Consider the following 21,138-nt stretch of genomic DNA (forward strand, 5'->3'; position numbering starts at 1 on the left):
GACGGTATGATACGCCATGCGTGGCGATCATCGCCCGGACCCGGATGCTTTGGCGGCTGCCCTTCGCGTGAAGGGCCGCGCGGGCTTGCGCATTTTTCTTGGTGCGGCCCCCGGCGTCGGCAAGACCTGGGAAATGCTGAGTGCCGGCCGGCAGCGGGCGCGCGAAGGCGCGGATGTGCTGATCGGCGTGGTTGAAACCCATGGGCGCGCGGAGACCGAAGCGCAAATCGGCGACCTGCCCATTTTGCCGTCCCGGCAGATTCCCTATCGCGGGCAAACTTTGGCCGAATTCGATCTTGACGGCGCCATCGCGCGCCGGCCGGCGCTGATCCTGATCGATGAACTGGCCCATACCAATGCGCCGGGCAGCCAGCACGCCAAGCGCTGGGAGGATGTGACGGCCCTGCTGGAAGCCGGCATTCCCGTCTGGGCGACGCTGAACGTGCAGCACCTGGAAAGCCTGAACGATGATGTCGCCCGCATCACCGGCGTGCGCGTGACGGAGACGCTGCCCGATCAGGTGTTGGAACTGGCGGATGAGATCGAACTGATCGACATCACGCCGACCGAGCTGCGCAAGCGGCTGACGGATGGCAAGATCTACCGTCCCGAAACCGCGCGGCGGGCGCTGGACGCCTTCTTCCGGGAAGGCAATCTGACGGCATTGCGGGAGATCGCGCTCCGGCGCGTAGCGCAGCATGTCGATGCCGATGTGCGGCTCTATATGCAGACCAATGCCATCAAGGGGCCTTGGCCGGCGAGCGAGCGCATTCTGGCGCTGATCGGCGCCGATGCCTCGGCCGAAGCCGTGGTGCGGCGGGCGAAGCAACTGGCCGATGCGCTGCGCGCGCCCTGGATCGCGCTGCATGTCGAACGGCCGAAGGACGGCCTGTCCGGCGTGCTCAAGTCGCAGGCGCCGAAAGCCCTGGCGGCCCGGCTGGGGGCGGAGGTGGAAACGCGGGCGGGGCGCGATATCGCGGCGATTGCCTTGGATGTCGCGGCAAGCCGCAATGTGACGCAGATCGTCATCGGCTCGCCGCGTCCTAGGCGCTTTCGCCATATCGGCCGCCGGCTTTGGGCACGGCCGTCGCTGGCCGAGCAGCTTTTACGACAGGGCAACGATTTTAACCTGCTGGTCGTGCCGTCCTTGGCCGAGCGGTCGCCGCGCCGCCTCTGGCCCAGACTGCCGCGTACGCCGCTGCCCTGGCTTGCGGGCGTCAGCGTCATCGCGCTGGTCGTCGGCCTGGGCGAGCTGGCGCAGCCCTGGCTGAACCATGAGGCACTGGGCATGGTGTTCCTGGCGGCCGTTATGGCGGTCGCGGCCTTCTATGGCCTTGCCATCGGCCTTTTCGCAGCGGCGCTGGGCTTCCTCAGCTGGAACTTCTTCTTTCTGCCGCCGCTCTATCAGCTGACCATCAATGACCCGCGCGATATCGTGGCGGTGATCGTCTTCGGTATCGTGGCCAGTTCCACCGGCCTGCTGGCCGGCCGCGTTCGCGCCGAGGCCGTGGCGGCGCAAGGGCGGATCGAAGGTCTGCGCCGTATCGGCCTTTTCAGCCGCCGCCTGGGCGAGCCCGCGACCGAGGACGAGCTGATGGTCGAAATCGCGCAGCAGGCGGCGGCGCTCGCGCCGGAAGCCGCCGTGCTGACGGATACGCCAGCCGGTCTCACCTTGCGTGCGCTGCGCCCTGAAAACAGCGCCCCGCTGGACGAGAGCAGCCTGGCCGCCGCGCGCTGGGCCTATGCGCGGCAGGAGGAGGCCGGGGCCGGCACGGCCACGCTGCCGTCCGCTTCCTGGCGGTTCCTGCCTATTCGCACCAGCCGGGGGGTGGCAGGCGTTCTCGGCTTTCGCCCGCCAGCCGCTGGGCCGCTGTCGACACCCAGTCTGCAGGCTGTCCTGGCGCTGGCCGATCAGGCGGCCGTCGCCTTGGAACGCGTGCGTCTGGCGGCCGAGGCCGCGCGGGGCGAGGCTCTGTCCGAAACCCAGGCGCTGCGGACGGCCTTGCTCAATTCCCTGTCGCATGACCTGCGCACGCCGCTGACGGGCATTCGCGGCGCAGCCGAAACCTTGCGCGCCAGTTGGGAGAGGCTGTCCGAGCCTGTGCGGCGGGATCTGCTGGCCAGTATCGAGGAGGATGTCGGGCGGATGACCCGCTTCCTGGCCAATATCATGGACCTGACGCGGCTGGAGGGCGGCGATATCGCGCCGCGCCTGATGGCGGTGGAACTGGCGCCCCTATTCGATGCGGTCTGCGGCCGTGTGCCTGGCTCGCTGCATATGGCCGTCAGCCTGCCGGAGGGGCTGGCTTGCCGCGCCGATCCCGCTCTGCTGGAACAGGCACTGGCGAATGTCCTGGAAAACGCGGTGAAATATTCACCGGTTGGGGCCGGCATTCGCCTGCAGGCCTCGGAAGACAAGGGCAGGGTGGTGATCACCCTGGCCGATGAGGGGATCGGCATTCCGCCGGAAGATCTGGCTCAGGTCTTCGACAGCTTCTATCGCGCCAAGCACGGGGATCGCGTGACACCCGGCACGGGTCTTGGCCTTGCCATCGCGCGGGGCTTTGTGCAGGCGATGGGCGGCACGATCGCGGCTTTAAGCCCCCGGCCCGACCTGCCGCGCGACGGCCTGCCCGGCACCGTCATCACCATCACGCTGCCCCTGGCAGAAAGAGACCGACAGGCATGACCGGCGCCCGCATTCTGGTCATTGACGACGAGAAGCAGATCCATCGTTTTTTGGGGCCTGCCCTGGACGCTGCTGGCTATGAGGTTGAGCCGGCAATGACCGGCGCCGAGGGACTGCGGCTGGCGGCCAGCCGTGCACCCGATCTGGTGCTGCTCGACCTGGGCCTGCCGGATGAGGACGGACAGAAGCTGTTGCAGCGCCTGCGGGCTTTCAGCGCCGTGCCGGTCATCATCCTGTCGGCGCGGGACCAGGAAGCGCAGAAGATCATGGCGCTGGACAATGGTGCGGACGACTATGTCGAAAAGCCCTTCGGCCTGGGCGAGTTGCTGGCGCGCATTCGCGCCGGGCTGCGGCACCGGCGGATGCAGGACGGGCTGGACCCTGTGCTGCGGGCCGGGGCGCTGACGTTGGACCTGGAGAAGCGGGAACTGCGCGAGGATGGCGCCTTGCTTTCGCTGTCCAAACGCGAATTCGCGCTGCTGGAAATTCTGATGCGCAATCTGGGTCGCGTGGTCACGCACCGGCAATTGCTGACAGCCGTCTGGGGGCCGGCCCATGCCGAGGACATGCAATACTTGCGCGTCTATATCTGGCATCTGCGCCAGAAGCTGGCGCCGGAGACGATGGCCCTGCTGATCAACGAGCCGGGAGTGGGCTACCGCTTGCTGGCAGAGGCGTCACCGATGGCCGAGACCGCGTCGCATCATCCAGGCTGAGCACGGTATGGGCATTGCTGAGGCTGGTCGCGAGCGTATTGATCGCGTTCGTGCGCAGCGCGCCCAGAATGCCGGCGGCCTTGGTGCTTTCGCTGGCAATGGCGACGACATTGGGGATGCGGCGCAATTCCGATGTCGTCAGGCCCATGATGCGGCCATGCAGCGGGCGGCCGGAGGGCTGGCCCTGAATATCGAAGAAATCATAGCCCATCATATCGCCAATGGTGCCGGCCAGCCGCGCTTCCGTCACTTCCTGCGGCGTGAACCAGCCCATGCGGACCATATTGCTGTCTTCGCTGAGATCGCCCACGCCGATGATGGCGATATCGGCGCGCCGCGCGCGGTCCAGAGTCTGCCGCACCGTATCGTTTTGCAGCAGCACGTCCCGAATGGCGGGCGTTTCAACCAAAGCCGGTGCATAGAGGGTTTCGCTTTCGCCGCCGAAACGGCTGGCGAGGCGGCGGCAGATATGATCGGAATTCATCACCTCACCGGCCCGCAGGGATCCGCCGATGGCCGAGACGAAAGTCACGGACCGCTGGTTGGAGGGGGTGACGATACCATCGGCGACGGAGGCGACATTGCGGCCCATGCCAACGGCGACGATCATGCTGTCGCGCAGCACGCGCGTGAGGTGGGCGGCGACGAGGCTAGCCACGGCCTGACGCTGCGTTTCCTGGTCGCGATGGTCCACCGCCACGATCAGCCGGTCTATGCCGAAGCGGCGGATGAATTCCTTCTCGATTTCCCCTGCCACACCGGGATGGGGCCGCACGCGGATTTCGACGATGCCCTCTTCCCGCGCGCGCTTGAGCAGGCGCCCGATTTTGGCGCGTGATATGCCGAAGCGCTGCGACAATTCTTCCTGCGTGACCTGATCCGCGTAATAGAGCGCGGCGATCTCCGTCATCACGTCGAGTTCAGCGTCCTTTTCATCCGAACGCTGCAGCATGGGCCAGGGCCGTCGGTGTGGATCGGACATTTTTTATTTTCTTTTTTATCCAGTGCGCCCGCCTTTTAGCGATGCGGATAAGCCTATGCGGGCAGCCAAGGATGGATCCCCGGGTTAAGCGTGGCTGGCCAAGCCCGGGGATGACGCCTTAGTAAATACTCAGCCGTATGCGCATTCGTCATCCCCGGACTTGTTCCGGGGATCTACCCGCTGCCTGCGGCGAAGCAGGCAAAAATTCCGAGAAAAATGCCTTACGGAATCAGGATGGTCTTGATGGAATTGTCACCCTTCTTCATCAGGTCGAAGCCGGTCTTGAAATCCTTCAGCGGCAGCTGATGGGTGACGACGCCCTCATAGGGCATGCGGCCATCGGTGAGGGCGGCGATGGTGAAGGGATAGCAATAGGGGCCCAGATGGGCGCCGTAGATATCCAGATGCTTGCGGTCGCCAATGATGCTCCAATCCGCCGTCACTTCCTCGCCGAAGACGCTGAACTCGACGAAACGGCCCAGCTTGCGGATCATGTTGAGGCCCTGGCGGACGCTGGCCGGATGGCCGGTCGCCTCGATATAGACGTCGCAACCATAGCCGCCGGTCAGTTTCTTGACCTCGGCCACCACATCGACTTCCAGCGGGTTCATGACGATATCGGCGCCGAATTTCTTGGCCAGCGCCAGACGGTCAGCCTTGGTGTCGAGGACGATCAGCTTGGTCGGGTTCTTCAGCCGCGCGGCACCGACCATGCCAAGGCCCAGCGTGCCGGCGCCGGCCAGCACGACGATATCGTCGAGCTCGATCTTGGCGCGGTTCACGGCATGGACCGAACAGGCGAAGGGCTCGATCAGGGCGGCGGCTTCGAGGGAAAGCTCTTCCGGCACATGATAGGTGCGGCTGGTCTTGGGGAAACGCATATAGCGTGCCATGGCGCCGTTGACGTTGTTCTGGAAACCGTAAAGGTCGTGGACCTCGCACATCCAATATTCGCCGCGCTGGCAGTAGCGGCACTTGTCGCAGGGCACGATCTGTTCCGAGATCAGGCGGTCGCCGAGCTTGAACTTGCCCTCGCGCTCGATATTGGCGCCGATCTCGACCGCGCGGCCAATGAATTCATGGCCCGGGATCATGGGCTGCTTGACGTATTTCGGCTGGCCCTTGTCGTCGCCCCAGAAGGACGGCGCGCCTTGGAAGCATTTGATGTCGCCGGCGCAGATGCCGACGGCCTCGACCTCGATGATGATATCATCCGGTCCGGCGCGCGGAACCTCGACCTGTTCGAAACGATAGTCGCCCGGTGCGTAGGCAACGACCGCGTCCATCATGGCGGGAAGATCGTTAGGCAGGCTTGTGCTGCTCATATCTTGGTGTCCCTCAAAACCGCGACGCCCCTTCATGGGGGCGCCGCGTGACTCGTTTGCAGTTAGCGGCCCAGAACCGTCAGGCCGAGCGAATGCGCCGGCCGGCTCAGTAGGCGGTCCAGCTCACTATCGACGCGGGTGACGGTGACGGAGGCGCCCATCATTTCCAGCGAGGTGAAGTAATTGCCGATGAAGCGGTGGCGCGGCGTGATGCCGCGAGCCCGCAGCAGCTCATCGACATGGTTATAGAGCAGGTAAAGCTCCATCACCGGCGTGGCGCCCAGACCGGAGACGAGAACGGCGACGTCATCGCCCTTCCCGAATTCCTTGTCGGCCAGAATATGCTCGACCATGAGAGCGGCCATGTCGCTGGCCGGCTTGATCGGCATGACGGCGACGCCAGGCTCGCCATGATGGCCGATGCCGACTTCCATCATGCCCGGGGCGATGGTGAAATTCGGCTTGCCGGCGGCGGGGATGGTGCAGGCGGAGAGGCCGATGCCGACGCTGCCCGTGGCATCGATTGTCTTCTGCGCGACGGCGATGACGTCATCCAGATTGGCGCCCTCGTCGGCCAGCGCGCCGGCGGTCTTCCACATCATAATTTCGCCGGCGACGCCACGGCGGTTGCCGGGATTGTCTTTCGGCGCCGAGGCGACATCGTCATTGGCGACGACGGTGCGCACGGTGACGCCGTCCTTGGCCGCGAGCTTCACTGCCATCTTCACGTTCATATTGTCGCCAGCGTAATTGCCGTAGAGGCAGGCGACGCCAGCACCCTGATCGGCAACCTTGAAGGCCTCATGAAAGCTTTTGGCGGTGGGCGAGGCGAAGATCTCCCCACAGGCGACGGTATCGCAAAGGCCGGGACCGACATAGCCGAGGAAGGCAGGTTCATGGCCGGAACCGCCGCCGGTAACGATGCCGACCTTGCCGGGACCGCGCTGCTGCGTCGCGCGCAGCACGCGCGGATGCGCGGTCGGCGACAGCAGTTCAGGAAATGCTTTCAGCACGCCGGCGATCGTTTCGTCGGCCACCTGCTCCGGATCATTGATGATGCGGTTCACGTCCGATCACCTGCACAATGGACCATGCTGGCCATAGACCGATAACCTCCCCTAAGACTTATTCATTTATTGCGCGGGATTGTCTTCTCTGGCTGCGCAATTGTCAATGCGGGAAGACAATCGCTCGGTCGCAATCCGAGGTTCTGTGCCCTAGCGACCGGTGTTTTGAGGGCTGCGTCGGAGTTTCCGGGTCCGATGGCGCTCGCATGACCAAGAAACAGGGAAATAACGGTCTTTAAGTGACTTTATGGCTTGAGCGATTGAACGACGCATGAGAAATTCTGCGTCGCAACAATCGGCGCGACGGATGGGTGTCAGCCTTTGCTGAAGGCCATGATGTAGTTGATGGAAAGATCGCGGCTTTCGACCCAGCGCTGCCGCCACGGATTGAAGCTCATGCCGGCGCTGGCGATTGTGCGCAGCCCGGCCTGTCCCGCCATGCCGCCCAAGGTTTTAGGTGCAATGAATTGCTGCCAGCTATGCGTGCCGGTGGGCAACAGCCGCGCAATATACTCGGCCCCGATCTTCGCGGTGAGCAGAGACCGCAGCGTGCGGTTGAGCGTGGAGACGAAAAGCATTCCGCCTGGTGCCACGGCCTGGGACAAAAGGTCCATGAAAACCTGCGGCTCCGGAATATGTTCGATCACCTCCAGCGCCGTCACGACAGGGAAACGATGCCCTTCGGCTAGCAGATCCTCCAACCGGCCCAGACGATAGCGGAGAGGAAGATTTTGTCCCTCGCTATGCTTTTGCGCAGCACGAATAGCGGCAGGGGCGGCGTCCAGGCCCAGAACCGAAAAACCTTTCTTGGCGAGCGCTTCCGACAACAGGCCCGCACCGCAGCCGATATCCAGCATCTCGGCCGCCGGAATGGTGGTGAAATGCCGTCGCACCTGCGCCTCGACCCAGTCAGCCCGCAGCGGGTTCATCTGATGCAGCGGCGCCATCGGCCCTTTCGGCGTCCACCAGGCATCGGCCAGCGCGTCAAAGCGGGCGATTTCCGCGTCTGAAAGAGTTCCGTCCTGCATCATTGCCCCTGAGCTATAGCGCGGCTATGTCTTCCGGCCGCACGGATGCCCGCTTCGGCCGCCGGCAGTCATAAAGCCTCAGCCGCCGCGTGCCTAATGCCCGTGACGACCCGAGAGGCAGAGTTTGGAATGCAGTCCTAGTCGCGGATTGCTTTGGAAAGGTATCATGGCCCGGATTGTCATGAAGTTCGGCGGCACCTCCGTCGCCGATCTCGATCGTATTCGTAATGTCGCTGAGCGTGTCCGTCGCGAGGTTGAAGCGGGGAACGAAGTGGCGGTTGTTGTCTCCGCCATGTCTGGCACGACCAACCAGCTGGTGGGCTGGTGCCAGAGCCTGTCGCCGCTGCATGACGCGCGGGAATACGACACGGTCGTCTCAACCGGCGAGCAGATTACCGCGGGCCTTGTCGCGATCGCGCTGCAGACGTTGGGCATCGAGGCGCGCTCCTGGGCCGGATGGCAGGTGCCGATCCATACCGATGGCGCGCATGGCAAGGCGCGCATCGAGCGGATCGAGGGCAGCGAACTGGTGCGCCGCATGGGGCAGGGCCAGGTGGCGGTCGTCACCGGCTTCCAGGGCATCGGTCCGGACAACCGCATCACGACCCTCGGGCGCGGTGGGTCCGACACCTCGGCGGTCGCGCTGGCGGCCGCGCTGAAGGCGGACCGTTGCGATATCTATACGGATGTCGATGGGATCTATACGACCGACCCGCGTATGGTGCCGAAAGCACGAAAGCTTGAACGCATTTCCTTCGAAGAAATGCTGGAGCTGGCCTCGGTCGGTGCGAAGGTTCTGCAGACGCGTAGCGTCGAATTGGCGATGAAGGAACGCGTGCGCGTTCAGGTCCTGTCCAGCTTCCAGGATCTGCCGGGCACGCTTGTCGTGGATGAGGAAGAGATCGTGGAAAAGGAAATCGTGTCCGGAATCGCCTATTCGCGCGATGAGGCAAAGCTCACCGTGCGTCGGGTGCCGGATCGGCCGGGCGTGGCGGCGGCCGTCTTCACCACGCTCGCGGACCAGAATGTGAATGTCGACATGATCGTGCAGAATATTTCGGACGAAGGCATGACCGACATGACCTTCACCGTCGGCAAGACCGATCTGGCGCTCGCCCAGGCGGCGCTGGCGGATAAGCGCTCTGAAATCGGCTATGCCGATCTTCTGGCCGATACCAATGTCGCCAAGATCAGCGTCGTCGGCGTCGGCATGCGCAGCCATGCCGGCATCGCCAGCACGATGTTCAAGGCTTTGGCCGAGAAGGGGATCAATATCCAGGTGATCTCGACCAGCGAGATCAAGGTGAGCATCCTGATCGCGTCCGACTATACCGAACTCGCGGTACGGTCCCTTCATACGGCCTATGGCCTCGATGCTGCTTGATCTGGAGCGCAATGCCGTGACTGCGACCGAAAGCCTGGACCGCGCGGTATCGCCGCAACTGGCGGCATTGTGGAGCCGGGGAACTGACTTCCTCGGCAGCCGCTATGCCATTCTGGGCGGGGCGATGAGCTGGGTGAGCGAGCGCCATCTGGTTGCCGCGATTTCGAATGCCGGCGGCTTCGGCGTGATCGCCTGCGGTTCGATGTCGCCGAGCCTGCTGGAAGCGGAGATTGCGGCAACCCAGGCGCTGACGGACAAGCCCTTCGGCGTCAATCTCATCACCATGCATCCGGCGCTGGACGAGCTGATCCAGGTCTGCCTGCGTGCGGGTGTCGGCCATATCGTCCTGGCGGGCGGCGTGCCTTCGGGCGCGGCGGTCAAGGCCGTGAAGGACGGCGGCGCCAAGCTCGTCTGTTTCGCCCCGGCGCTGGTTCTGGCCAAGCGCCTGGTGCGGTCCGGCGCGGACGCGCTGGTCATCGAAGGATCGGAAGCCGGCGGCCATATCGGCCCGGTCTCGTTGATGGTTCTGGCGCAGGAAATTCTGCCTGTCATGCGCGATGTGCCGGTTTTCGTGGCCGGTGGCCTGGGCCGGGGGGACGCGATCCTCGGCATGCTGGAAATGGGTGCGGCCGGCGCCCAGCTCGGCACGCTTTTCGCTGCGACCAGCGAGAGCATCGCCCATGCCAATTTCAAGAAAGCCTTTTTCCGCGCCAATGCGCGCGACGCGCTGCCCTCCGTGCAATTGGACGAGCGCTTTCCGGTCATTCCCGTGCGCGGGCTGGTCAATGCCGGCACCAAGCGCTTTCTGGCGACGCAGGCTGAAACCCTGCGGCGCTTTCAGGCGAATGAAGTCACCCGCGAGGAAGGCCAGCTGTCGATCGAGCATTTCTGGGCCGGCGCGCTGCGGCGCGCGGTGATCGAGGGGGATGTGGAGGAAGGGTCCGTGATGGCCGGCCAATCGGTGGGCATGGTGCGCGAGGAACGGCCGGTGGCCGTCGTCATCGCGCAGCTGCTCGACGAGGCCGAAGCAATGCTGGCAAGCCGTGGACCAGCCCCCGCTTCGGTCTGACGCGCTTCCCTGGACTCCCAGGCGGCTCTTCGCAAATCTGCGGGAGCGCCTGGCCCTTGGGAATACGCCCCTTCCCAAGCTGATCGAACTCGTCGCCAGCGAAATGGCGACGGAAGTCTGCTCGCTTTATGTGATGCGGACGGGCGAGGTTCTGGAACTGATCGCGACCTGTGGCCTGGAACTGGAAGCTGTCGGCCGCACGCGCCTGCGGTTGGGCGAGGGCATTGTCGGGCTGGTGGCTGCCATGGGCAGCGCGCTCAATCTGGCGGATGCCCGCGCGCATCCGGCCTTCGCCCAGCGGCCGGAAACGGGAGAGGCGGCCTTCGCCTCCCTGCTGGCCATTCCCGTTCGCCGCTCCGGCCATATCATCGGCGTGCTGACGGTGCAGAACCGCGAGCCGAGACGCTTCACCGAGCTGGAACAGGAGGCCGTGGAGACGGTCGCCATGCTGCTTGCCGAGATGCTGACGGCGGCAGGTGCGGTAGAGGTACGGGACGAGGGTTTCGGTGCGACTTTGCCACGGCGTTTCGACGGGCTGGCGCTGGCCTCGGGCATCGTCATGGGGCCGATCGTGCGCGCCGAGCAGCACTTCGCGCATCGTCAGGTTCTGGCGGCAGATCCGGTGGCTGAGCAGCAGCGTCTGCTGACCGCCAGCGAACAGATGCGGCACGGGTTGGAGGAGCTTATTCGCGGCACCTCGGCTGCCATGACGGACGACGCCTCGGGGGATGTCATGGCCGCCTATCGCATGATCGCGGCCGACGCCGGCTGGCTGAAGCGCGTCTCCGCCATGATCGAAGGCGGGTTTTCGGCCGAGGCTGCCGTGACCCGCGTGCTGGGCGAATTGCGCGAAAAGATGCGGCGCATCGCCGATCCTTATCTGCGCGAACGTCTGGTCGATATCGAGGATCTGGGCAATCGCCTGGTCAAGCAGCTCAACCGGCTGGATCCGTGCGGCTTGCCGCGGGTCGGGGGCGATGCGCAGGACGTGGTTGGGGCAATCCTGGTGGCCCGGCGCCTGGGGCCGGCGGAACTGCTGGATTGGCACGCGCGGGGCGTGGCCGGCATTGTCATCGAGGAAGGCAGCGCGGCCGGGCATGCGGCGATTCTGGCCCGGTCCCTGGGCCTGCCGGCGCTATCGGACGCACGGGGCGCTGTCGATGCCTGCCAGGACGGCGATGAGGGTATTCTGGACACCGAGGACGGGATTTTCATCCTGCGTCCGGGCGACGAGGTGCGCCACGCCTATGCCAATGCCATTACCCTTGAGCGCGCGCAGGCTGCGCAATCGGCGTCATTGCGCGACTTGCCGGCGGTGACGGCGGATGGCGTGAGCGTGTCGCTGATGATCAATTTGGGCCTGCCGCTGGAATTGCCGCAGCTGGAAGCGACGGGGGCGGCCGGGATCGGGCTTTACCGCACGGAAATTTCACTTCTGGCCCAGCATCGGCCCAGCACCGCGACGGCGGATCAGGCCGTGGAAGACGGGTTTTTGGCGAGCGATAAGCTCATGGGCCGACAAACAGCGGAATATGCGCGCGTTCTTGATCGTGCGGCCGGGCGGCCGGTTCTGTTTCGCACCCTCGACCTGGGCGGCGACAAGCTGTTGCCGAATGCCTCTCTGCCGGAAAGCGAAAACCCGGCCATGGGTTGGCGGTCTCTGCGTATCGGCCTGGACCGGCCGATGATCCTGCGGCGCCAGCTGCGTGCCATGCTGGCGGCGGCGCAGGGGCGGCCGCTGTCGATCATGTTCCCGATGGTGGCGACGATCGCCGAGTTTCGCGCGGCACGCGGATTGCTGGAGGCGGAGGTCGCGCGTCTGGAGCACGGGCCTGAGCAATTGCAGGTGGGCACCATGCTGGAAGTGCCGGCGCTGCTATGGCAGCTGCCGCAGCTGATGAAGGAAGTCGACTTTGTTTCGGTCGGATCGAACGACCTCATGCAGTTCCTCTTCGCGGCCGATCGCGGCACGCCCAATCTGGCGGGCCGCTATGACCTGATTTCACCGCCCGTACTGGATCTGTTCGATTCCGTGGTGCGCCATGCGGAAGCGGAGGGCGTATGGCTGTCCTTCTGTGGCGAGGCCGCCGGCCGGCCCTTGGAAGCGCTGATCCTGGTGGCGCTCGGTTTCCATTCGCTGTCGATGTCGCCGGCCGCACTGCCGCGGGTCAAAACCCTGCTGCGCAAGGCTGATCTGGCCGGGTTCCGGAAGGTGTTGAGCGCCATCCGCAGCCATAATCCGCTGGCGGCCAGCCTGCGCGACCCGCTCAGCAGCTGGGCCCGCGAGCACGGTCTGCCTGTCTAGGCTGAGCGCAGGCTTCCCGAATAATTCAGCTGTCGGAGCGCGGCAGCCAGGGCAGAACGCCGATATCGATCCCTTCTTCGGCCAGGGCTTCGGCCTCGGTGGCGGTCGCTTCTCCATAGATGCCGTGCGGGTCGGTCTCTCCGTAATGGATGCGGCGCGCCTCCTCGGCGAATTCCGTGCCGACATAGTCGCAGCTGCGCTCGACTTCCGACCGCAGGCGCTGCAGCAGGGCGCGGACATTGTCCGGCAGGCCGTTTTCCGCGATGGCGGCGATGGACGGATTAGCGGCAGCCACCGGCCGGTTGTCCGGGCTGTCCGTCTTGATGGCTTCGGCTTTAGGCACAGCGGTTTCGAATTTCTTGGTGCCGCGCCCGAGCGATGGCGCCATCAGTGCCCGCGTGACTTCGGTACTGTTGCAGCCGGGGCAGGAAACGAAGCCTGCCTTGGCCTGATCGTCGAAGGACGCACTGTCCTTGAACCAGCCGTCGAAGGCATGGCCCTGATGACATTGAAGCTGATAGTGGATCATCGAAAAACCGGATCTATCGCTGCATGAGAAGGGCGATAAGCCCTTCCAGCTGTTCGAAGCTTTTGTATTGAAGCTGCAGGCTGCCGCCACGCCCACGCGCGTTGATGGAGACAGCAAGGCCAAGACGCTCTTCCAACTCGCGCTCGATCATCCGCGTATCGGCATCCTTGGACGGCGCCTCGCGCCGCTTCGGCGTGCCGTCCTCACCCTGGCGCGCTGTCAGCGCCTCGGTCTGGCGCACGTTCAGCCCCTGGGCGATGACGGCCAAAGCGGCCTTTGCCGGGTCTGGATGGGTTAGAAGTGCGCGGGCATGGCCGGCGCTGATGCTACCGCGGCGCAGCTCGATCTGAACCGCAGAGGGCAGTTTCAGCAGGCGGACGGTATTGGCGATATGGCTGCGGGACTTGCCGACGCTGTCGGCAACGCGCTCCTGCGTCAGCGAAAACTCCTCCATCAGGCGGCGATAGCCTTCGCCTTCGTCGATCGGATTGAGGTCTTCGCGTTGCAGGTTTTCGACCAGTGCCGCCGCCATGGCGGCCGTGTCTTCAAGATCCCTGACCAGGGCTGGGATTTCGTGCAGGCCGGCTTGCTGGGAGGCGCGCCAGCGCCGTTCGCCGGCGATGATCTGAAAATGGCCGCGATTGGCAGGGTCAGGTCGTGCCAGAATCGGCTGCAGCACGCCCTGTTCGCGAATCGAAGCAGCCAGTGCGGCGAGTTCCGACGGGTCCAGCTGCGTGCGCGGCTGGAAGGGACCGGGCGTCAGCAGGTCCAGCGCAATATGCTGAATGGCGGCAGAGCGCGGGGCCGCGCTGCTGTCTTCGCCCAAAAGGGCAGCGAGACCACGGCCGAGACGGGGGCCAGCGTCGCGCGCGCTCACGCCGCGTGATCCGAAGACATGCCCAGGCGATCGACGAGTTCCGCGGCCAGGCGGATATAGGCCTGGCTGCCTGGCGAGCGGAAATCATAAAGCATCACCGGCTTGCCGTGGCTGGGCGCTTCGGAAATGCGGATATTTCGGGGAATCACTGTCTCATACACTTTCTTACCGAAGAAGCTGCGGACGTCATCCGCCACCAGATCCGAGAGATTGTTCCGGCGATCATACATCGTCAGCACGATACCATGCAGCGAGAGGCCAGGGTTTAGCCTTCGTTTGACCGCTTCGATAGTCTGGGTGATCTGCGTAATGCCCTCAAGCGCAAAAAACTCGCATTGCAGAGGCACGATGACGTCATTGGCGGCCAGAAGGCCGTTGAGGGTCAGCAGGCCGAGACTGGGCGGGCAATCGATAATGACAAAATGGTGCTGCGCCAAGGCCGGCCAGGCAGCCAGAGCTTCGCGCAAGCGGGTTTCCCGTCGCTCGACCGCGACGAGTTCCAGCTCGGCGGCTGAAAGATCGGGATCAGCGGGAAGAATGGACAGGCCTGGCACCATGGTGTCGCGTACGGCATCCGCGATGGCCGTGCCCTCGGCTAGCACCGAATAGGTGCCGTTGCCACGCGCATTGCGCGGCAGGCCAAAGCCGGTGGAGGCATTGCCCTGGGGGTCGAGATCGATCAGCAGCACGGCATAGCCGGTTGCGGCCAGGGCCGTTGCCAGATTGATGGCCGTCGTGGTCTTGCCGACGCCGCCCTTCTGGTTGGCGATGGCCAGGACGCGGGTCGACGAGGGCGGCGGTGCTGGCTTGCGGTCTGCAAGATCGGCCGTGACCAGCTTGCGGTCGGCGTCGATCATCGCGCGCAGGCGGGATGAGGCGCTCATGGTCTCTGCCCTTTGGGGTGAAGATCGTGAATGAGAAGAAGCCGCGCCTGGGCCGAGGTGCGGCTGGGAATACTGTCGATGCGCATGGACCAGTTGGTTTCGGCCTCTTGCAACTCAACCTCCGCGCGCTCGCCCTTTGGGAAAAGGCATGTGCCTCCGGGTGCGAGCAGTGGGTAGGCGAGGGCGAGAAGCTTCGGCAAGGGCGCGAGGGCGCGGGCAGTGATGAGCGCGCGGGGCGGAATGGTAAGCGCCTCGATACGTTCGGCATGGACGGTAACGGGGGCATTTGTCGCGACGGCGGCTTCGCGCAAAAAGGCGGCTTTGCGCTGGTCCGATTCCACAAGGTCGAAATGGATACCGGTTGCCAGAGCCAGAACCATGCCCGGCAGGCCACCGCCGGATCCGAGATCGATGGCGCCGTCGAGTCCTATTGGGATGAGGGGCAGGAGCTGAAGGGAATCCTCGATATGGCGCGCGTGAATCCCGCCGATATCCTTGGCGCTGATCAGCTGGATCGTTGGATTCCATTTGACGATCAAGGCCGCGTAGAGATCCAGGCGCTGCCGGACGGCGCTGGGCAAAGTGGTGGCAAGGGCAGTCGTCACCATGTCATGCCCCCATTGTTTCACGTGAAACGCCCGCGTCGAGTTTACGTAGTCCGGCAAGAATAATGGCGAGACCGGCCGGCGTCATGCCTGGAATACGGGCGGCAGCTCCGAGAGAACGCGGGCGATGCTGTGTTAGCTTGTCGCGAAGTTCGGCCGAAAGGCCGCCAAGGGCGGCGATATTCAGTCTTTCCGGCAGCGTGATGTCTTCCTGGCGCTTGAAGCTGCGAATCTCGGCCTCCTGACGGTCGAGATAGGCGGCATAACGGGCTTCGGTTTCCAGGGCTTCATAGACCCGCGCGGGCAGCGACCCGAGACGCGGAAAGGCGGCTTTGAGCTGATCCGCCGCAAGATCGCGCAGGGACAGCACCTCGTAGACGCTACGCGGCCGACCATCGGCACGCACATTCAGCCCCAGACCGGCGAGATGCGGCGGGGTATGGATGTCGGCCTGCGCGGTAACGCGGGCCTGGGTCAGGTCATCCCGAAACCTGTGGAAGGCCGCAGCCCGCTCTTGGCCGACGCAGCCCCAGTCGATGCCCTTATCCGTCAGGCGCAGATCGGCATTATCGGCCCGCAAGGACAGACGATATTCCGAGCGTGAGGTAAACATCCGATAGGGTTCGGTGACGCCATGGGTGATGAGGTCGTCGATGAGAACGCCGATATAGCCCTCCGACCGATCGACCTGCACGGGTGCGCTGTCACCCGCACGGCGCGCGGCATTGATGCCGGCGATGATGCCCTGGGCACCGGCTTCCTCGTATCCGGTGGTGCCGTTGATCTGGCCGGCCAGAAACAGCCCGCGCAGGATCTTCAATTCCAGGTCCGGCCCCAAGGCGCGCGGATCGACGAAATCATATTCGATGGCATAGCCGTGACGGGCAACCTGCGCCTGTTCCAGGCCGGGAATGGTCTTGAGAATCGCGTCCTGAACCGCCGCCGGCAGGCTGGTCGAAATGCCATTGGGATAGACGAGGTCGCCGCCTGGATGCTCCGGCAGGCCCTCCGGCTCCAGAAAGATCTGATGCCGATTGCGATCGGGGAAGCGGTGAATCTTATCCTCGATCGAGGGGCAGTAGCGCGGTCCACGTCCGGAGAGATGGCCGCCATAGACGGCCGATTCGTGAATATGGGCGCGGATCAGGTCATGGGTCGCGTCCGTCGTGCCGGTGATGCGGCAGCTGATCAATCGGTTGCCGATGCTCTGGGTCAGCGTGCTGAAAGGCTCCGGCACCGCCTCGCTCTCATCCTCCGGCAGGTTTTCCCAGTCGATGCTGGCGCGCAACAGCCGTGGCGGCGTGCCAGTCTTGAGGCGTGAGATCGGCAGGCCGAGCGCGCGCAGCCTTTGCGCCAGCGGCAGAGCAGGAGCCTCTCCGATGCGGCCGCCGGGCGACTTTTCGGCGCCGACATGGATGGTGCCGTTCAGAAAGGTACCGGTCGTGATGACGACGGCACCGCAAGCGTAGCGGTGGCCGGCCGCATCGATCACGGCGGCAACGGCGCCGGAACCATCCTGCTCGATATCGGCGGCCTCGCCGGCAATAATGGTGAGGTTGGGTTGCGCCGCCAGAATGTCCTGCATGGCGATCCGGTACAGATGCCGGTCCATCTGCGCCCGCGGACCGCGCACGGCCGGGCCTTTACTCCGATTGAGCACCTTGAAATGAATGCCGGCGCGATCGGCGGCGCGTCCCATGACACCGTCCAGCGCGTCGATCTCGCGGACCAGATGGCCTTTGCCGATACCGCCGATGGCCGGGTTGCAGGACAACGCGCCGATAGTCTCGATGCGATGGGTTAAAAGCAGCGTTCGCGCGCCCATGCGCGCCGAGGCCGCCGCCGCTTCACAGCCGGCATGACCGCCGCCAATGACCACGACATCGAAACGCTCGCCTGCGGTATCGGAGTTTGGGACAGAAAAATCGCTCATGGCGCGGTCATACAGCCGCGCTCGTCCGGCCGCTACTTTCCGATGCAGAAATCAGCAAAGATCCGGTCAAGCAGAGCTTCAACGCCAATCTTGCCGGTAATGCCGCCAAGTGCGGCCAGTGCGATGCGCATCTCCTCGGCCCGCAATTCCGGTTCCGGCTCATCCATGGCGAGGCACAGATGCCGATGCGCGTCCGATAGATGCGCGCGGTGGCGCTGGCGCGTCAGTGCGGGTGGGCCGGATTGCGCGGTGGCCTCGCGCGCGAAGGCGCTGAGCCGCTCATGCAGCGCCGTCATGCCGGTGCCATCGATTGCACTGACGGCCAGATCGGCGGCGGGCGTTGCAGCGCCAAGGTCGGCTTTGGTCGCGATTATCAGCCTGGGCGGCCCATCGGTGGCAGGGGCGGTCGCATCGTCCGTCTCGCCACTCACGAGATCAAGCACAAGATCAGCCTGGGCGGCTTTCGCGCGGGCTCGGCGCACGCCTTCGGCCTCGACCGGGTCATCCGTCTCGCGCAGCCCTGCGGTATCGATCAGCGTCACCGGCGCATCGCCCAGAACGATCTGCACTTCAAGCGCGTCGCGGGTCGTGCCGGCGATGGGCGAAACGATGGCGATGTCGCGCCCGGCCAGCGCATTCATGAGCGTCGATTTGCCGGCATTCGGCGCGCCCTGAATGACGAAAACCAGGCCGTCCCGCATCTTCTCGCCACGATGGCCGTCATTTAGATGGGTGCCGATTGCTTCTGTCAGCCGGGTGATTTCGCCGCTCAGCATGACCTCCACTTCCGGCGGCAGGGCTTCATCCGGAAAGTCGATCAGCGCTTCCTGATGGGCGAGCGTCCCGGCCAAACGATTGGACCAGTCCTCATAGACATGGCCTAAAGCGCCTTCCATCTGGCGCAGCGCCTGACGCCGCTGCCCGGCGGTTTCGGCCGCAACCAGATCGCCGATCCCCTCTGCCTGAAGCAGGTCCATCCGCCCGTTGAGAAAGGCACGGCGGCTGAATTCGCCCGGTTCGGCCAGGCGTGGCCCCAAAGCCAGCAGCGCCTCGACCACGCCGTCCATCACGGCCCGGCCGCCATGCAGATGTAGTTCGGCGACATCCTCGCCGGTATAGGAGGCTGGGGCGGGCGACCAGATCACCACTGCCTCGTCCAGCACCTCCCCGGATGCATCGCGCAGGCGGCGCAGGCTGGCCCGGCGCGGTTCCGGGCAGGTGCCGGCCAGTGCCTTGATGGCAGCCTCGGTCTTAGGTCCGCTCAGTCGCAGCGCGGAAATAGCGCTGCGGCCGATCGCCGTCATCGGCGCGAAGATCGTATCCTCATCCATGTCGGAATGGCCCCTGCGGTACCGGCTAGGCCGAGCGGCCGGCGGGCAGCTGCAGGTCATCGGCGCCACCGCCCTGCAGCAGGTGTTCCTCGATGATGCGGTCAACGTCCGCGCGGGTTTCGATCCTGTACCAGGTGCCGGCGGGATAGATGACGAGGCAAGGCCCGTCTTCGCAGCGGTCCAGGCAGCCGGCCATGTTGACGCGCGCATGCGGAACACCCGCTTCCTTGACGCGCGCTTTCATATAGTCGCGCAAGGCCTCCGATCCGCGCGCCGCGCAGGACCCGCGCTTATGGCCATCGGGGCGGCGGTTGCAGCAGACGAAGATATGGGCGTCAAAATACGGTGCCGGATCGATCACAGTATTCTGTTCCGCGTCATCGACCATGAGATCAATCCTTTGGTTGATAATACAACTATGTTGTTCGCCGGAGCCGATTGCAAAGCGCCTGTCGGCAGCGGCAAGCCTGCCAAAGTCCGGCCCGGGCAGACCGGTCGCGCCGGCCGTGATCTGCCAGATATTTCTGCAATAAGCCCCGCGGTCCGTCCAGCATGCGGCGGGGCAGGTCAACCACGATGCTTGACAATTGACCGCCCCGAGGCTTGCCATGCGCCGTCACCTCGTTCAGGCGCTGCCTTGCCGCAACTTTCTTTGCACACTCCCATTGGTCCCGTCACTGTCTCGGCTGAGCAGGAGAGGATCGTCGCGGTCGATTGGGGCTGGGGCCGCGACCAGGACCCGACGCCGGTTCTGACCGAGGCCCGCGCTTGGTTGCAGGACTATTTCGACGGGCAGCTTCGTCCCATGACCCTGCCGCTCGATCCCTATGGCACCGCCTATCGCCGCCGCGTCTGGAGCGTGATCGCGACCATTCCGCCCGGCCAGACCTGGACCTATGCCAAGACGGCCGAGGCGGCGGGCGGGTCGCCCCGCTCCATCGGCACAGCTATGGCGCAGAACCCGATCCCGCTGCTCATTCCCTGCCATCGCGTCGTTGGTACCGGCACCAATGGTCGTATCACCATAGGCGGCTATAGTGGCGGCGAGGGGGTGGAGACAAAGCGTTTCCTGCTCGATCTTGAGGCTCAGGCCGCCGCCCCCCAGCAACAGAGGATCACGCCATGAGCCATGCTATCCGGGTGCAGGCCACGGGCGGTCCCGAGGTTCTCGGCTGGGAACAGGTGCCGACGCCGGAGCCCGGGCCGGGGCAGGTGCTGATCCATCACGCCGCGATCGGCGTCAATTTCATCGACCTTTATTTCCGCAGCGGCCTCTACAAGACGCCGCTGCCGATGACACCGGGCATGGAAGCCTCCGGCACCGTGCTGCGGCTGGGGCCGGGCGTCACGGATTTCGCTGAAGGCGACCGCGTCGCCTATGTCTCCATGCCGCTCGGCGCCTATGCCGAAAAGCGCGTCATGCCGGCCGATCGGCTGGTGAAACTGCCGCCCTCCATCAGTTTCGAGACCGCCGCCGGCATGATGATGCGCGGCCTCACCACGCAATTCCTGCTGCATCGGACCTATAAGGTCAGCCCCGGCGAAACCATCCTTGTCTATGCGGCGGCCGGGGGCGTCGGGCTGGTGATGTGCCAATGGGCCAAGCATATCGGCGCCATCGTCATCGGCGTCGTCTCCAGTGCCGAGAAGGCGGCCATCGCTCGTGCCCATGGCGCGGATCACGTGCTGCTGGCTGATGAGGATATTCCGGCCCGCGTCCGCGACATCACCAACGGCGCCATGGTGCCCGTGGTCTATGACAGCGTCGGCCGTGATACTTTCGCGGCCAGCCTCGACTGCCTAGCGCCGCTCGGCATGATGGTCAGCTTCGGCAATGCCTCGGGTGCCGTGCCGCCTGTCGATATCAGCCAATTGGCGGCCAAGGGCAGCCTGTTTCTGACGCGGCCCAGCCTCGTCACCTATACGGCCAAGCGCTCGGCTCTGCTGGCAGCGACGGAAGACCTCTTCGATGTCGTGCAGAAAGGTCAGGTCAAGATCGAGGTCGACCAGACCTTTCCGCTGAAGGACGCGGCGGAAGCCCATCGCGCTCTGGAATCACGCAAGACCACCGGCAGCACGATTTTGAAGCCCTGAGGGGTTAGTCTGCACCGGCTCTCATCCCGGACGGGGGTGAGGGCCGGTGCAGGCTCGATTTCAGTTAGGCCGCAAGCACCGGGTCCAGGCCGCCCTGGCGGTCCAGCGCCACCAGATCGTCGCAGCCACCGATATGCTTGCCGTCGATGAAGATCTGCGGCACCGAGGTCCGGCCCGTGCGGGTGCGGGATTCCGCACGCTCCGGCGTGCCATTGGGCGCGTCGATTTCCTTATAGGCCGCGCCCTTGCTGTCCAGCAGCGCCTTGGCGCGCGTGCAATAGGGGCAGTAGGGCTGGGTGTAGATTTCAATCTGAGCCATG

19 protein-coding genes are annotated in these 21,138 nt (G+C 64.8%); 7 read left to right on the top strand and 12 right to left on the bottom strand.

Annotation, left to right across the window (positions count from 1 at the left end):
- Window positions 1-16 precede the first annotated feature (16 nt).
- Entirely contained in the window at window positions 17-2,689 is a 2,673-nt protein-coding gene (locus ASILVAE211_RS09745) for a sensor histidine kinase (protein WP_227321104.1), read from the top strand.
- On the top strand, window positions 2,686-3,405 hold the full coding sequence (locus ASILVAE211_RS09750) for a response regulator (protein ID WP_227321105.1): 720 nt from the start codon (window positions 2,686-2,688) through the stop codon (window positions 3,403-3,405). Before ASILVAE211_RS09745 ends, ASILVAE211_RS09750 begins: the two co-directional genes overlap by 4 nt.
- Here the strand turns inward: ASILVAE211_RS09750 and ASILVAE211_RS09755 are convergent.
- The 4 genes from ASILVAE211_RS09755 to ubiG all read right to left on the bottom strand — a co-directional run bounded on the left by ASILVAE211_RS09755 (window position 3,326) and on the right by ubiG (window position 7,807).
- Window positions 3,326-4,357, bottom strand: a complete 1,032-nt coding sequence (locus tag ASILVAE211_RS09755) for a sugar-binding transcriptional regulator (RefSeq protein WP_227321106.1) — start codon at window positions 4,355-4,357, stop codon at window positions 3,326-3,328. The genes ASILVAE211_RS09750 and ASILVAE211_RS09755 overlap by 80 nt on opposite strands.
- Before the next feature lie 251 nt (window positions 4,358-4,608).
- Window positions 4,609-5,712: an alcohol dehydrogenase catalytic domain-containing protein gene (locus ASILVAE211_RS09760; protein WP_227321107.1), complete on the bottom strand. Its 1,104-nt coding sequence runs from the start codon at window positions 5,710-5,712 to the stop codon at window positions 4,609-4,611.
- A gap of 62 nt (window positions 5,713-5,774) precedes the next feature.
- Window positions 5,775-6,779: a dihydroxyacetone kinase subunit DhaK gene (locus tag ASILVAE211_RS09765; protein WP_227321108.1), complete on the bottom strand. Its 1,005-nt coding sequence runs from the start codon at window positions 6,777-6,779 to the stop codon at window positions 5,775-5,777.
- A gap of 314 nt (window positions 6,780-7,093) precedes the next feature.
- Entirely contained in the window at window positions 7,094-7,807 is a 714-nt protein-coding gene (gene ubiG / locus ASILVAE211_RS09770; protein ID WP_227321109.1) for a bifunctional 2-polyprenyl-6-hydroxyphenol methylase/3-demethylubiquinol 3-O-methyltransferase UbiG, read from the bottom strand.
- A gap of 166 nt (window positions 7,808-7,973) precedes the next feature.
- On the opposite strand from ubiG, the gene ASILVAE211_RS09775 reads away from it, so the two are divergent.
- From ASILVAE211_RS09775 to ptsP, 3 genes are read left to right on the top strand one after another with little or no spacing between them, the layout of a single operon-like run.
- Entirely contained in the window at window positions 7,974-9,191 is a 1,218-nt protein-coding gene (locus ASILVAE211_RS09775) for an aspartate kinase (protein WP_227321110.1), read from the top strand.
- Window positions 9,181-10,260 (top strand): NAD(P)H-dependent flavin oxidoreductase, encoded by a 1,080-nt coding sequence (locus tag ASILVAE211_RS09780; RefSeq protein WP_227321111.1) that lies wholly within the window; start codon window positions 9,181-9,183, stop codon window positions 10,258-10,260. Before ASILVAE211_RS09775 ends, ASILVAE211_RS09780 begins: the two co-directional genes overlap by 11 nt.
- The gene (gene ptsP, locus ASILVAE211_RS09785) at window positions 10,235-12,565 is read left to right on the top strand and encodes a phosphoenolpyruvate--protein phosphotransferase (protein WP_227321112.1); all 2,331 of its coding nucleotides are present in this window, start codon (window positions 10,235-10,237) and stop codon (window positions 12,563-12,565) included. The genes ASILVAE211_RS09780 and ptsP overlap by 26 nt, the downstream gene beginning before the upstream one ends.
- A 25-nt stretch (window positions 12,566-12,590) precedes the next feature.
- On the opposite strand, the gene ASILVAE211_RS09790 is transcribed toward ptsP, so the two are convergent.
- From ASILVAE211_RS09790 to ASILVAE211_RS09820, 7 genes are read right to left on the bottom strand one after another with little or no spacing between them, the layout of a single operon-like run.
- Window positions 12,591-13,094, bottom strand: a complete 504-nt coding sequence (locus ASILVAE211_RS09790) for a DUF1178 family protein (protein ID WP_227321113.1) — start codon at window positions 13,092-13,094, stop codon at window positions 12,591-12,593.
- 13 nt (window positions 13,095-13,107) lie between these two features.
- Window positions 13,108-13,971, bottom strand: coding sequence for a ParB/RepB/Spo0J family partition protein (locus ASILVAE211_RS09795; RefSeq protein WP_227321114.1), 864 nt, complete (start codon window positions 13,969-13,971; stop codon window positions 13,108-13,110).
- Window positions 13,968-14,855, bottom strand: coding sequence for a ParA family protein (locus ASILVAE211_RS09800; RefSeq protein ID WP_227321115.1), 888 nt, complete (start codon window positions 14,853-14,855; stop codon window positions 13,968-13,970). Before ASILVAE211_RS09800 ends, ASILVAE211_RS09795 begins: the two co-directional genes overlap by 4 nt.
- Window positions 14,852-15,463 (bottom strand): 16S rRNA (guanine(527)-N(7))-methyltransferase RsmG, encoded by a 612-nt coding sequence (rsmG, locus tag ASILVAE211_RS09805; protein ID WP_227321116.1) that lies wholly within the window; start codon window positions 15,461-15,463, stop codon window positions 14,852-14,854. Before rsmG ends, ASILVAE211_RS09800 begins: the two co-directional genes overlap by 4 nt.
- A 1-nt stretch (window position 15,464) precedes the next feature.
- A complete protein-coding gene (gene mnmG / locus ASILVAE211_RS09810) occupies window positions 15,465-17,393 on the bottom strand; it encodes a tRNA uridine-5-carboxymethylaminomethyl(34) synthesis enzyme MnmG (protein WP_227321117.1) in 1,929 nt (642 codons plus the stop codon).
- Window positions 17,394-17,425: 32 nt separating this feature from the next.
- Window positions 17,426-18,724, bottom strand: a complete 1,299-nt coding sequence (gene mnmE / locus ASILVAE211_RS09815; RefSeq protein WP_227321118.1) for a tRNA uridine-5-carboxymethylaminomethyl(34) synthesis GTPase MnmE — start codon at window positions 18,722-18,724, stop codon at window positions 17,426-17,428.
- Window positions 18,725-18,749: 25 nt separating this feature from the next.
- Window positions 18,750-19,112, bottom strand: a complete 363-nt coding sequence (locus tag ASILVAE211_RS09820; RefSeq protein WP_227321119.1) for a (2Fe-2S) ferredoxin domain-containing protein — start codon at window positions 19,110-19,112, stop codon at window positions 18,750-18,752.
- A gap of 249 nt (window positions 19,113-19,361) precedes the next feature.
- Between ASILVAE211_RS09820 and ASILVAE211_RS09825 the strand changes: the two genes are divergently transcribed.
- Both ASILVAE211_RS09825 and ASILVAE211_RS09830 read left to right on the top strand, forming a co-directional pair.
- Window positions 19,362-19,850, top strand: a complete 489-nt coding sequence (locus ASILVAE211_RS09825) for a methylated-DNA--[protein]-cysteine S-methyltransferase (RefSeq protein ID WP_227321120.1) — start codon at window positions 19,362-19,364, stop codon at window positions 19,848-19,850.
- Window positions 19,847-20,818: a quinone oxidoreductase family protein gene (locus tag ASILVAE211_RS09830; protein ID WP_227321121.1), complete on the top strand. Its 972-nt coding sequence runs from the start codon at window positions 19,847-19,849 to the stop codon at window positions 20,816-20,818. Before ASILVAE211_RS09825 ends, ASILVAE211_RS09830 begins: the two co-directional genes overlap by 4 nt.
- A 64-nt stretch (window positions 20,819-20,882) precedes the next feature.
- Here the strand turns inward: ASILVAE211_RS09830 and grxC are convergent, their stop codons facing one another.
- On the bottom strand, window positions 20,883-21,137 hold the full coding sequence (grxC, locus tag ASILVAE211_RS09835) for a glutaredoxin 3 (protein ID WP_227321122.1): 255 nt from the start codon (window positions 21,135-21,137) through the stop codon (window positions 20,883-20,885).
- Window position 21,138: the final 1 nt, after the last annotated feature.

Source organism: Acidisoma silvae (assembly GCF_020618775.1).
Lineage (GTDB): Bacteria > Pseudomonadota > Alphaproteobacteria > Acetobacterales > Acetobacteraceae > Acidisoma > Acidisoma silvae.